Annotated in this window: 9 protein-coding genes and 1 pseudogene; 6 read left to right on the top strand and 4 right to left on the bottom strand. The window is 64.2% G+C overall.

What is annotated here, in order from left to right:
* Together OC446_RS23010 and OC446_RS23005 are read right to left on the bottom strand one after the other, a co-directional pair.
* Positions 1-1,235: efflux RND transporter permease subunit (locus OC446_RS23010; protein ID WP_262031345.1), on the bottom strand; the 1,235-nt coding region annotated here is incomplete at its 3' end.
* Positions 1,232-2,743, bottom strand: a complete 1,512-nt coding sequence (locus OC446_RS23005) for an efflux RND transporter periplasmic adaptor subunit (protein ID WP_262031344.1) — start codon at positions 2,741-2,743, stop codon at positions 1,232-1,234. The genes OC446_RS23005 and OC446_RS23010, both read right to left, overlap by 4 nt.
* A 1,241-nt stretch (positions 2,744-3,984) precedes the next feature.
* On the opposite strand from OC446_RS23005, the gene OC446_RS23000 reads away from it, so the two are divergent.
* From OC446_RS23000 to cls, 6 genes are all read left to right on the top strand, one after another.
* Positions 3,985-5,829 carry a DUF3141 domain-containing protein gene (locus tag OC446_RS23000; RefSeq protein WP_262031343.1) on the top strand — a complete coding sequence of 615 codons (1,845 nt, stop codon included), beginning with the start codon at positions 3,985-3,987 and terminating at the stop codon, positions 5,827-5,829.
* Between the two features lie 14 nt (positions 5,830-5,843).
* On the top strand, positions 5,844-6,155 hold the full coding sequence (locus OC446_RS22995; RefSeq protein WP_262031342.1) for a DUF2933 domain-containing protein: 312 nt from the start codon (positions 5,844-5,846) through the stop codon (positions 6,153-6,155).
* 3 nt (positions 6,156-6,158) lie between these two features.
* The gene (locus tag OC446_RS22990; protein WP_262031341.1) at positions 6,159-6,827 is read left to right on the top strand and encodes a methyltransferase family protein; all 669 of its coding nucleotides are present in this window, start codon (positions 6,159-6,161) and stop codon (positions 6,825-6,827) included.
* A gap of 36 nt (positions 6,828-6,863) precedes the next feature.
* Positions 6,864-9,254 carry a heavy metal translocating P-type ATPase gene (locus OC446_RS22985; RefSeq protein WP_262031340.1) on the top strand — a complete coding sequence of 797 codons (2,391 nt, stop codon included), beginning with the start codon at positions 6,864-6,866 and terminating at the stop codon, positions 9,252-9,254.
* 111 nt (positions 9,255-9,365) lie between these two features.
* The gene (locus OC446_RS22980) at positions 9,366-9,881 is read left to right on the top strand and encodes a hypothetical protein (protein ID WP_262031339.1); all 516 of its coding nucleotides are present in this window, start codon (positions 9,366-9,368) and stop codon (positions 9,879-9,881) included.
* A 155-nt stretch (positions 9,882-10,036) separates the two neighbouring features.
* Positions 10,037-11,473, top strand: a complete 1,437-nt coding sequence (gene cls, locus OC446_RS22975) for a cardiolipin synthase (RefSeq protein WP_262031338.1) — start codon at positions 10,037-10,039, stop codon at positions 11,471-11,473.
* Positions 11,474-11,642: 169 nt separating this feature from the next.
* On the opposite strand, the gene OC446_RS22970 is transcribed toward cls, so the two are convergent.
* Both OC446_RS22970 and OC446_RS30880 read right to left on the bottom strand, forming a co-directional pair.
* Positions 11,643-12,686, bottom strand: coding sequence for a type II glyceraldehyde-3-phosphate dehydrogenase (locus OC446_RS22970; RefSeq protein ID WP_262031337.1), 1,044 nt, complete (start codon positions 12,684-12,686; stop codon positions 11,643-11,645).
* Positions 12,687-12,870: 184 nt separating this feature from the next.
* Positions 12,871-13,062 (bottom strand): annotated as a pseudogene (locus OC446_RS30880) (ATP-binding cassette domain-containing protein); the annotation flags it as partial.
* Positions 13,063-13,113 lie beyond the last annotated feature (51 nt).

The raw sequence follows: 13,113 nt of genomic DNA, 5'->3' as shown, positions 1-13,113 counted from the left end.
TGGGCGTTCTCGATCATGACGATCGCCGCATCGATCATCGCCCCGACCGCAATCGCAATGCCGCCCAGGCTCATGATGTTGGACCCGAGCCCGATCATCTTCATGGCGACGAAGCTGATCAGGATGCCCACAGGCAGCATCAGGATGGCAACAAGCGCGCTGCGCAGGTGGAGCAGGAACACGATGCAGACGAGCGCAACGATGACGCTCTCCTCGATCAGCGTGAATTTGAGGGTCTCGATGGCGGCCTCGATCAGCTGCGAGCGGTCATAGACGGGAACAATCTCGGTGCCCGCGGGCAGGCTCGGCAGGACCTCCGCAAGGCGCTGCTTCACGCTCTCGATCACGTTGAGTGCGTTCGCCCCGAAGCGCTGCAGGATGATGCCGCTTGCGACCTCGCCTTCACCGTTGAGCTCGGTGATGCCGCGCCGCTCGTCAGGCCCCAATTCGACACGGGCGATGTCGCCGAGACGCAGGGGCGTGCCGGCATCGGTCTTGAGCACGATGCTCTCGATGTCCTGAATGTTCTTCAGGTAGCCGCGGCCGCGGACCATGAACTCGAACTCGGAGAGCTCGACCGTGCGCCCGCCGACGTCCATGTTGCTCCCGCGGATGGCATCGCGGATCATGGTCATCGAGACGCCCTGCGCGCGCAGGCGGCGCGGATCGACCACGACGTTGTACTGCTTGACGAAGCCGCCGACCGCGGCCACTTCGGCGACGCCCTCGGCCTTGGCGGCGGCAAAGCGCACCTTCCAGTCCTGCACCGAGCGCAGCTCCGCCAGGGTGAGGTCCTTAGCCAAGAGGGCATACTGGTAAACCCAACCCACGCCAGTGGCATCGGGGCCGAGGGTCGGCGTCACACCCGCGGGGAGGCGACTTCCTGCGGCATTGAGGAATTCGAGAACTCGCGAGCGCGCCCAGTATGGGTCCGTGCCGTCCTCGAAGATGATATAGACGAACGAGACGCCGAAGAACGAGAAGCCCCGCACCACCTTAGACTTCGGCACAGTGAGCATGGCGGTGGTGAGCGGATAGGTCACTTGGTCCTCGACGACCTGCGGCGCCTGCCCCGGATATTCGGTGTAGACGATGACCTGTACGTCCGAAAGGTCGGGGATGGCGTCGAGCGGCAGGCTGCGCAGGGAGTAGAGACCCGCCGCGACGGCGAACACCGTCCCGATTAGGACAAGCATCAGGTTGCGGGAGGACCAGGCGATGGTACCGGCGATCATTGCGGCTTCTCTTCGGCAGGTGCCGTCATGCCCTGCAGGGCGGCTTTCAGGTTGCTTTCGGCATCGATGAGGAAGTTGGCGGATGTCACCACCTGATCCCCCGCGGCGACGCCCTCGCGGATCTCGACGAAGCCGTTCCCGCGAGCGCCGACCTTGACCTGGCGCGGCTCGAAGCGGCCCTCGCCCTTGTCGACGATCACGATCTGACGGGTACCGGTGTCGATAAGCGCGCTGTCAGGCACCGCTACGACGGGCTTGGCGTCTCCGGTGGCGATCTCGACGTCGGCGTACATGTCCGGCAGCAGGAGGCCATCCGGGTTCGGGATTTCGATCCGGACGCGAGCCGTGCGGGTCTCTGGGTTCACCTGCGGATAGATCAGGCTGATCCTGCCCGTGAATGAGCGCCCTGGCAGAGTGTGGGTCCGCACCGTTACGGGTTGGCCGGGACGCACGGCGCCGAGATCGTGCTCCGGCACGTCCGCGAGCACCCACACGGTCGAGAGGTCGGCGATCCGGAACAGGACCTCGCCCGCGGGCGCTCGCATGCCCTCGACAACATTGCGCGCCAGCACGACCCCATTGCGTGGGGCCGTCCATACCATCGACAGCGGAACCTTGCGGGCACGCTCGATCTCGGCCAGGACCTCGGGCGGCACGTTGAGGTTCTCAAGCCGACGGCGGGCACCCTCCAGCACCAGCGGTCGTCCGGCGCCGCCATTGCCTTCGTTCAGAACGCTGAGGTACTGCGCTCCTGCGGCTGCAATCTCGGGCGAGTAGAGATGGAGGAGCGGCTGGTCCTTGCGCACCCAGTCGCCGGTTGTGATGTTCTCGACGTGTTCGATGAAGGTGTCGGATCGAGGCGAGACTACCGTGACCCGCCGTTCATCGAGCTTGATCGTGCCGGGAGCCCGCACCGGCCGGGTGACGATACGGCGCTCTGCCGGCTCGGACCGGACGCCGGTGCGCTGAAGCCTGCCGGGCGAGACCTTGACGGTTGAGTCGTCCTCCGCCTCGCCCTCATAGACAGGAAGGTAGTCCATCCCCATCGAGTCCTTCTTGGGAACCGGAGAGGTATCCGGCAGCCCCATGGGGTTGCGGTAGTAGAGGATCCTCCTGCCGCCCGCGTCGGCACTGGCAGCACCCGTCGCGGCGTGGTCGATGTGAGCGGCAACCGTGTTGTCGTCTTTCAAGCTCGCGTCATCGCCTGATTGTTTTTCCAGGCCGCTAGCGGCCGCGTGCTCACCCCCGTGAGCAGCATGGCTGTTTGAGTGGCCGTTATAAACCTCTGCGCCCGTGGTCGACCCAGCGGACTGTCCAAATGCGGTTGTCAGCCACGCAGGAGCCCAGCTCGGCAAGGGCCACTTTGCCCCGCCGATAGCATAACCGGCTCCAAGCAAGCCAGCGACAGCGAGGACAAATGTAAATGAGGCAGGGCGCCAAGCGAAGGTTCTCAATGGTGAACGGCGGCCGGCCGGGTTGGATGTATGGTACGGAGTGACGGGGTCCATCAGTAACCGCCTTCTGGATAAGCTAGATCTACCTGCCTTGCCGTTTGCGACGCGACACCTGGCGAGACCAACCTAGAGCGCCACCAGGGATTGTGAGCCCGGAGGCTAAAGAGATTGTCATTGCCGCTACGGCACTGTTCGTATTCCTAACGCTGATCCATGACTCCATCCTTGCGCTAGATCAAAAGGTTGCGAACGCGGGTCAGATCCGCGTGGAAATCAACAGCCATAGGACACGGAGGAGCAGTCCCTGACACCTTGTTTCGCCTTCGCGCTGCCGACAGGCGTATCCGCTGACTTTTCGCTCGATCTGGAAGCTCATGAGGCGAAGTAGGGAAGAGTCCGATGGAAGCCCAGCCTCTAACGCCTGCCACTGGTGAGACCCGACCTCAGAAAAGCTTGAACGTCCAGCCGAGATCCCCATACCACAGGCCGCAGGCCGCAGGCCGCAGGCCGCAGGCCGCAGGCCCGAGAGCCTCCGACGTAACGCCACATTTGATTGAGATCAAGGCGGTACGATTTAGAATAGTGATTCTTGTTAGGTTATTCGTGCAACACGGCAGCTAACATCGTGCCAAAGGCGATCAGAAACTGGCTAGCTTACAGCAGCGCTCTAATGCAACGCGGGGCTCTGGTGTGCCTTTTTCTCCTCAGCCTGTTCGGAACTCTTGTCGGTGGCACCCCAGTAACCGCACATGTTGCCGGCCCTACTGTGAGTTGGTCCGACAGTGCTACGGGCGCTCCTCGAGTCGGAGCGGCCATGGGTGCAATGCACGGTTCTCCGGTTCTGCTCCAAAATGCCGTCCTGCACTATAGCTCGGCCAACGGCACCGAAGCAGGTGCTTGCTCCAATGCCTGCTGCTGCGGCGCATTGTGTTCCACGGCCCTGCAAGCGCAATCACCCGACCAACATCCGGTCTGTCTTCGACCAGAGCGGCTGATTGTGGTAGACAGCATCGCCCCTCCAACCATCACAGGCAACGAAGTGCTCCGACCTCCCAGAGGCTGACCGACCCCCGACACAGCGACAGAGGGCCATTGCGCAATCTCCTGTCGATGTCGCCTCATGGTCATCTCTCGGAGTCGAGTCAATGCATGCCAAACAAGGCCAAAGCCGGCGAGCACCCGCCGCAACAAAGATCCTTCACCCGCTCGTTGCACAGAGGTCCCTCTTGCCAACCACAACGTCTCGCGAAGAGGGGCCTCAGCCTTCGCCGAGCTCTAGGAAGCTAGAAAGCTCGGTGCCGCAGCCCGCAAGCGATTACGCGGAGTACATTCGGGACTCGTTCGAGCGTAATATCCTGTTCTGGGACACGCTCAGGCAGCGGGCCGACAACATGCTCGCCCACGAGCGCGCCGGGAAGCCTCCGCTTCTGGACTTCGATTACGAGGTCATCATTGATGCACGACGCTTTAACCGTCCAGCGAATTATACGCTTCTTCGCATCACCCGCGTGGGGGAAGACTGCATCGACGACTGTCTCGACCCGGAAAAGCCGCCGGTGATGATTATCGATCCCCGGGCTGGCCATGGCCCTGGGATCGGAGGCTTCAAGCGCGAGTCCGAGGTTGGCATGGCGATGCATGAAGGCCATGCCGTCTATTTCGTCATCTTCTATCCGGAGCCGGCTCCTGGCCAGAAACTCGATGATGTCCTGCATGCCTTGAGGCGCTTCGTCGAGGTGGTTGCGCGGCGGCACGGCGACCGGGCGCCGGTCCTCTACGGAAACTGCCAGGCCGGCTGGGCCATGATCCTGCTCGCCGCCGACTGCGAAGGGCTGGCTGGGCCAGTGGTGCCCAATGGACCGCCGTTGTCCTACTGGGCGGGCGAGGCCGGCGTGAACCCGATGCGGGTCGCCGGCGGACTGCTCGGCGGCGCGTGGCTGGCGAACCTTGTGGCCGACCTGGGCGATGGTCGCTTCGACGGCGCTTGGCTCGTGCAGAACTTCGAGAACCTGCGGCCCGAAGGCGTGTGGGACAAGTACGCGAACCTTTACGCCAACATCGACAGCGAGCGCGAGCGCTTCCTGGAATTCGAACGGTGGTGGAACGGCTTCTATTTCCTAAGCCGCGAGGAGATCCTCGCGATTGTCGAGAACCTGTTTATCGGCAACAGGCTTGAGGAAGGGCGGGTGCCGATCTGCGACGGATGCACGGTCGATCTCCGCCGCATCCAAAACCCGATCATCATCTTCTCGTCCTATGGCGACAACATCACGCCCCCTCACCAGGCGCTCGGCTGGATTCCGGTGGTCTACCGGGACACGGACGACCTGAAGGCGGCCGGCCAGCGCATCGTTTACCTGACCAACCCGCATGTGGGGCACCTCGGAATCTTCGTGTCGGCGAAGGTGGCCCGATTTGAGCACCGGGCGATCCTGGAAGGGCTCGGCGACGTCGCCCGGCTCCCGCCCGGGCTCTACGAGATGAAGATCGACAACCCGACAGGGGATCCCGATTGCCCGAAGCCGAATTATTCGGTGCGGTTCGAGGAACGCGACGTCGCTGACATTCGCTTCGAGTATCCCCGATCCGGCTTCGAGCGCGTCCGCGCCCTGTCCGAGTTCACCACCCAAGCGTATTCGCGCATGGCGGGGCCCTGGATCAGGGCTGTGACGACGCCGTGGTCGGCGTCGGCTCTCGAATGGCTCCATCCGATGCGGACCTCCCGCTACCTCCTGTCGGCCAGCTTCCTTCCAGCGTTGCACGCCGTGTCAGCCCTTGCCCGGATCGTTGAACGCGACCGGCACGCGGTGCCCCCCGACAACCTATTGCGCGCTGCGGAGAGGAGGCTTTCGGACGGCGTGTCCGAGGCGCTCTCGCAGGCGCGCAGCGCGCGCGACTCCGGGTTTGAGCAACTGTTCAGTGCCCTCTACGAGGGGCCGTGGGCGGAGACCTGGAGCCGCTGGCTGGAAGGCGCCACCCGACCAGCCCCGGATCCCGCCCCCGCGCAAAGCGCTGCGGCCGAGCCCGCCGAGACCGAACGTGGGGTAAGGCCACGGAGCAGAACGGCAATACCCGCCCAGATCCACGTGCCGGCAAGGTCGACCACTCCCATGGCCAGCAAAAACCCTGGTCAATCTTGAAGGATCCCAAAGCCATGTCCGCAAGCGATCACTCCCACCACCTTCCTCCCGCCGCCAACAGCAACGGCCATCCGGAACAGGATCGTTTCCGGAAGGGCACCACCGGGTTCTGGAGATCAAGGGCAGGCCTTGCCACGATTGGCTTTTTGCTGATTGCGGCCTTCTTCCTGTTTTCGGAGCACCGCGCCCATGCGCTTGGACTGCTTCCGTACCTCATCATCCTGGCATGCCCGCTGCTGCACCTTTTCATGCACAAAGGCCATGGCGGACATGGAAGCCACAACTCGAATCCGGCCCCGGATCGTCACACTCATAAGGGAGCCTGAGCCATGGACACCTCCTCGCCCGCTTATGGCCTTTGGGGCCTCGTCATCCTCAACTCGGCCGTCTTCATTCTCTTCGCCCTGAGCTTCTTCAAGCCGCGCACTATTCGCGACTGGCGGTCCTTCGGGGCGTTCAGCGCGTTTCTGGTGGCCCTCTTCGCGGAAATGTACGGCTTCCCGCTTACGATCTACTTCCTGTCTGGCTGGCTCCAGAGCCGGTTCCCCGGCGTCGACTGGCTCTCGCACGATGCCGGGCATCTTCTGGAGATGATGTTTGGTTGGCGGGCGAACCCCCATTTCGGTCCGTTCCACCTCCTCAGCTTCGTCTTGATCGGCGGCGGCTTCATCATCATCGCTGCCGCCTGGCGCGTCCTCTATGCCGCCCAGCAGAGCGGGCAGCTCGCCATGGAGGGCCCGTACAGCTACGTGCGTCACCCCCAGTACGTGGGCTTCGTGCTCGTCCTGACCGGTTTTCTCCTGCAGTGGCCGACGCTGCTGACTCTGGCCATGTATCCGCTCCTGGTAGCCATGTACGTGCGCCTTTCGCTGTCGGAGGAGCGGGAGGTTAGGGCGGAGTTCGGCCCCGCCTACGACGCCTATGCCAGGCGCGTCCCGCGCTTCCTGCCGCGGTGGTCGCGCCTGCTTGAGCCGCGGGACAGGCCGACGGCGCCCTGACTGACCAGCACGTCCACAGCACAAGGAACGCTCGACATGAAAACGACCACACTTGACGTCAGGGGGCTCTTCGAGGAGTTGGACCACCTCGGCCTTGAAAAGCAGCTCTCCAAGCACCCGGGGGTTGTCCGGGCCAGCGCCAACCCCGCTTCCGGCAGCGTCACCGTTGAATACGACGAGGCCGCCACGACTGCCGAGGCGCTTCGCGCCACGGTTCAAGAGTGCGGGTTCCACTGCCGAGGCGAACGCGTTCCGCGCCATGTGTGCGCCGCCGGTGCCACCGTCGTGCCCCCGTCGCACCCCCGAGCCCCCTCGCACGAGCACCATGTCCATGCCGGCGCCACGGCGAAAGCGGCCGCGGCGCCGGTCCACGACATGATGGCTCATGAGATGGGTCACGGCGCGGGCATGGACATGCAGGACATGGTCAGGGACATGCGCAACCGCTTCCTGATCAGCCTGGTCTTCACGATCCCGATCTTCGCCATGGCGCCCATGGGCATGGGCGAACCCTGGATCAGGCCGCCCTTCGGCCTCAGCGAGAACATGGCGATGTTCATCTTCGCGAGCGCCGCCATCCTGTATCCGGTGTGGCCCTTTCTGATCGCGGCATGGCGCGCGTTGCGCAACGGCATCCTCAACATGGCTGTGCTCGTCGTGCTGAGCGTCGGCACGGGGTACCTGTTCAGCGTCGGCAGCACCTTCCTGTGGCAGGGGGAACAGTTCTACGAAGCCTCGGCGGTCCTGCTCGTCTTCATCCTGCTCGGCCACTGGCTGGAGATGCGGGCGCGCGCCGGAGCGTCCGCGGCCATCCGGGCCCTTCTGGATCTCGCTCCGCCGAAGGCTGTGGTCGTGCGCAACGGCCAGGAAGCGGAGATTCCCACGGCCGAGGTTGTGGTCGGAGACATCGTCATCCTCAGGCCCGGCAACAAGATTCCGGTCGACGGCGAGGTGATCGAGGGCGAGTCGGCCGTCGACGAGTCGATGCTCACCGGCGAGTCGATGCCGGTAGCGAAAAAGGTTGGCGACACGGTCGTCGCGGCCGCGATCAACAAGAGCGGCACCTTGCGCTATCGGGCGACGAGGGTGGGCGCCGACACCGCGCTCGCCCAGATCATCAAGCTCGTCCAGGAGGCGCAGAACTCGAAGGCGCCGGCTCAGCTCCTCGCCGACCGGGCCTCGCAGGTGCTGGTGCTCGCGGCCATCGTGATCGGTCTCGCCACCTTCGCGGCGTGGTATTGGTGGCTTGGCCAGTCGCTGCTGTTCGCGCTCACGCTCACGATCACGGTGTTCGTGATCGCCTGCCCAGACGCCCTTGGCCTCGCCACCCCGATGGCGGTGATGGTCGGCACCGGCCTTGGCGCCATGAACGGTATTCTGTTCAAGAACGCCGGCGCCCTCGAAGAGGCGACCAAGCTCAATGTGGTCGTCTTCGACAAGACAGGCACCCTGACTATGGGACAGCCCAAGGTGGTGGACGTCGTCGCCGCGCCGAGCGCCTCCGCGGACGAGGTTCTGCGCGTGGCCGCCGCCGTCGAGCATGGGTCCGATCACCCGCTCGCTCTGGCCATTGTCGAGCGCGCCAAGGGCCTTGCCGTGCCTGGACTGGCCAACTTCCTCAACATCGAGGGCAAGGGCGCCTGGGCTGAAATCGAAGGAGCACTTGTGTTTCTTGGCAACCGGCGCCTGATGGAGGAGCAGGGCATCGGCTTCGCCGGCCTGGCGGACAAGGCTGAAGCCTTGAAAGGTGAGGGCCGCACGGTGGTCCACGTTGCACGGTCGGGCAGGCTTCTGGGTTTGATCGCCATCGCCGATGCCCCGCGCCCGAGCGCGAAGGTCACCATCCAACGGCTGCGCGAGCGCGGCGTCAAGGTGGCGATGCTGACAGGCGACAATGCCGGCACGGCGCGCCGCATCGCCGAGGAACTCGGGATCGACATCGTCCTGGCCGACGTGCTGCCCGGCCAAAAGGCCGACAAGGTGAAGGAGCTTCAAGCGCAAGGACACAAAGTCGGCATGGTCGGGGACGGCGTCAACGACGCCCCGGCCCTGACGCAGGCGGATGTGGGCTTCGCCATCGGCGCGGGCACGGACGTCGCAATTGAGAGCGCGGACGTGGTTCTCATGAAGAGCGATCCCCACGATGTCGTGGGGGCCATCGAGCTGTCACGGGCCACCCTGAGGAAGATGCATCAGAACCTATGGTGGGCGGTCGGCTACAACATCGTGGCCTTCCCGCTCGCGGCGGGGGTGTTCTATCCGTTTCTTCTCAGCCCCGAGATCGCGGCCCTGGCGATGTCGGGCAGCTCCGCTCTCGTCGCGATCAACGCCCTGCTGTTGAAGCGGACCAAACTGCACGAGCAAGGACCTGAAACGTCCGAGCGCCGTCCTGCGTCCGCGCCGCGCGAGCACGAGGCGGCGGTGTAAGGCGGGACCCGGCAATGTTCAGTCTCCGGCCCATCGAGCTGGCCGGAGGCGCCGATGGCACGGTCCGCGATCTAGCCGATCCGGGCCCAAAAACCTCTGGAGATGATGGAAATGAATGCTTCATCCGAAGGAAATCCGCATCCAGCCGCGCGCACATTGTCCTGGTCGAGCTTCGCCTGGTTGGTTCTCGGCGTTGCACTGGCCATGCCGGCGGCTGCCCGTGCACAGGTGCTGGAACCGTTCCAGAAGGTTGACGGTCTTGCCGTGTACCTGGGGGTCATGCCGGGACGGATCGTGCGCGGCCATCCGACGGGGCACACGGAGACAGCCATGCACGGCGGTTCCCCGCATGATCCGGATACCTATCATCTTGTGGTGGCCCTGTTCGATGCTACGAGCGGGGCGCGTGTCGAGGATGCTGACGTATCGGCATCAGTCTCGGGACTGGGACACGTCGGCACGCAGCGCCTAAAGCTAGAGCCAATGTCGATTGCGGCGACGGTGACCTATGGAGGGTTCGTCCAAATGCCACCACGGGATCGCTACACCATTCGCCTCGAAGTTCGCCGCCGGGGAGCGGCGACTCCTGCAAAAGCCGACTTTGTGTTTGCCGGCGCAGCGCGATGATGTATGCCGAGATATAGGTGACAGTGGACCTGCCGCACCCCCCTGTAGCGCTCACAGGAATAGGGCAGGGGACATGGTTATTGCATGCGCAAGGCAGAATGTGCGGCATCCCAGGGCATAGTTCCTCATCACGAACCGAATGGTCGATCTCACACATGCTTCTCAGCGACAGCGCAGCCTGGGCTGGCGCCTACCTTGCCCTCGAATGGACCATCCGCGTGGTGATGCTCGTGGTGGTTCCGTTCCGGCGCTCTCCCGATGCGGCGCGCAGCTGGCTCACTCTTGTGTTCTTCCTGCCCATCCCCGCCTTGGCCATTTATCTCCTGATTGGGAGGCCGACATATCCCCGCTGGCGCCGCGACCGCTTCGCCAAATTGCCGAAGCTTCTTGCCATAGCGATCAAACAGATCGCCCACTCCCACTTCTGCCGTCGGCCGTTCCTTCCAAGCAACCTTGAAGAGCCCGCGCTCCTCATCGAGAAGCTCGGGCAATTTCCGACCCTTGCCGGAAATGACGTGGAGATTTGCCCCAACTACGACCAGCTCATCGACAACGTCGTGTCCGACATCAACCGCGCCAAACGCAGCGTCCACCTGCTGTTCTACATCTTCGCGGATGACGCCACGGGACGACGGGTCATGGAGGCCCTCGGCCAAGCAGCCCGGCGCGGGATTGCCTGCCGGGTCCTTATCGATGCAGTCGGGTCGCGGCGGTGGTCGCGGCGCGTCGTCAAGACCCTTACCTCCCACGGGGTGGATGTTAGACGCGCGCTGCCGGTTGGACTTCTTCGCCGCCGGTCTGCCCGCGCGGACCTGCGCAACCACCGCAAGATCGCCGTGATCGACAGCCGGATCGGGTACGTTGGTTCTCAGAACATTGTCGATGCCGCACTTGATCGCGGCCTGGTCAATGAGGAACTCATGGTCCGCGTGACGGGTCCTGTCGTTCTTGAGCTGCAAGCCGTCTTTGCCGCCGACTGGTTCATGGAGACGGATCAGGTGCTTGACGCACCGGTGCTGTTTCCCCATCGCGCGCCGGGAGATGGAGCCGTGGCGCAGGTTCTCGCAAGCGGGCCCGATTATCCCGATGCGGGGGTTGGCCTCCTGGTGACCGCGTTGATCCATGGCGCCCGCGAAAGGGTGGTCATCACAACACCGTACTTCATTCCTGACGAGGCCCTAGTTCAGGCCCTGAAGACGGCTGTCCTGCGGGGGGTCGAGGTCAGCCTGGTGGTGCCCCATGAGACGGATCACCTGCTGGTGCATCTGGCACAGCGGTCCTACTACGCGGACTTGCTGCGGTCCGGCGTCCGTATTCACTCCTACAGGGAGCAGTTCCTGCACGCGAAGCACATCACAGTTGACCGGGACATTGCCCTCATCGGCTCAAGCAATGTCGACATCCGCTCGTTCGTTCTGAACGCAGAGGTGAGCCTTGTCGTCTATGACCGCAGCGTCGTACAGCTCCTCCGGCTTGAGCAGGATCGCTATTTCGCGGCGAGCGAGGTCCTGACGTGCGAGGCGTGGAAGGCCCGTTCGATCCTGACCAAGACGTGCGAAAACCTGGCACGGCTCGCGGCACCGCTTCTGTGAAACCATGCGGTTGCCCTGGCGCATCGGTCCGGTCCACTCAGACCAGTCGGATCTTCAGGCCAATGGCCCAGTCCGCCGCACAACTCCATCGTGGGAAGGCGAGGCGCGCGGTGCATTCGCGGCTGGCAGGCCGACAGGGTGCTGGATCTCCGGGACGGCCGTGGACGTCTCACCAGACAAGCGCGCCACCGATGCCGAGCGCAGCATCCGTTCGCCGGATCGAAGCCAAGGCGTCCGGCTCCCCTCCGGTAAGCGCGCGGACGGCGTCCACCGTTTCGGGAATGACAATCGCCTGATTGTCGACCATGTAGGCGTAGAACAGTTCATCGCCCTCGACCCGCAGCATGTCGGCCCAAAGCGCGACCTCGTAGAGGTTGTCGTGTGGCCGGCCGATGTCGGCCATCATCTCCTTAACGACGTTTAGGGCTGCCAAGCCATCGCTCATGCGGATCAGGGCGATCCGGGAGGATGCGCGCAAGGCGTCAAGCACCTCGTCCTTGCCGGCGGGGCGGGTCATCTGCACGGACCAGTAATGCAGATGCGCCAAGGTCTCCGGCACCTTGACGGCCATTGTGATGACGTCGAGCGCAGGGTCGACGCTCTGGGCGTCCGGTCCCTGATGGCTCGGGATCTGCTCCTCCGGCACGAGTGTGTTCATGATCCCGCTTTGATGGCTCTCCCAGGGGTCGGTCGCCCGACGCAGCAGCGTGCCGCGCGCGCGACGCAGAAGGCCCGCCTTTTTGAGGGCCGTCAGCGTGCGCACGATGGACGTGGTGTTGCAGGAGACAACCCGGGTCGAGTCGCGGCCGACGGCACTTGCATAGTTCGCCTCGGCCACAAAGGAGTGTCCGGTTGCCTCGTGCTTCTCCCCGCCCTGCAGGATGAACTTGCGACCGAGGCGGCGATAGAGCTCGACATTCCGGGCCGCCACACGCTTCGGCGTGCAGTCGACCACGACGTCGACCTCGCCGAGGAGGTCGTCGAGCGTGCCCGCGACGTCCATGCCGGCCTGCCGCATCGCATCGGCATGTTCCGCCGTTGCACCGAACAGAGGGAAGCCGTTCCGGATGGCCATGCGAGGACGCCAGTCCGTGCCGATGTCCGCCACACCCGCCAGGATCATGTCCTCCTGCCGGGCGACGCCGTCCGCAACACGCTTGCCGATCACACCGTACCCGTTGACGGCGACGCGGATCTTGGTCGGGGTGCTCATGGTCTTTCTCCTCTTGGCTGAAACCGGAAACTATGGGGGATGTGATCACCGCCTGTCTGCCAAGGGCAGCGGTGGCGCTGCCCCAGCCGTCGATTCGGAACACAAGTCCGGCATGGTTCCGGCGATAGGCGGTCAGGCTGCGGTCGTCGAGCGTGGTGAGATCCAAGTCCTTGAAGAGCAGGCGCCCGCTCGTGGCCTGATCGAGCCCGCCCATGATGTTGAGCAACGTCGACTTGCCGCTGCTGGACGGACCCAGCAGGACGACGACCTCGCCGGCCGCGATCTCGAAGGTGAGGCCCCGCAAGGCGCGCACCTCGACGTCGCCGGTCCGGTAGACCTTCGTCAGATCCTGCGCAGTGAAGACGCTCTGGTCCATTGCAACCTTCGTTTCCGGCCCGCAGGGGTGGGGCCGAACATCAAAATGCCC

Source organism: Microvirga sp. Mcv34 (assembly GCF_024519725.1).
Taxonomy (GTDB): Bacteria; Pseudomonadota; Alphaproteobacteria; order Rhizobiales; family Beijerinckiaceae; genus Microvirga.
This window is presented reverse-complemented; position numbering and strand designations above follow the sequence as displayed.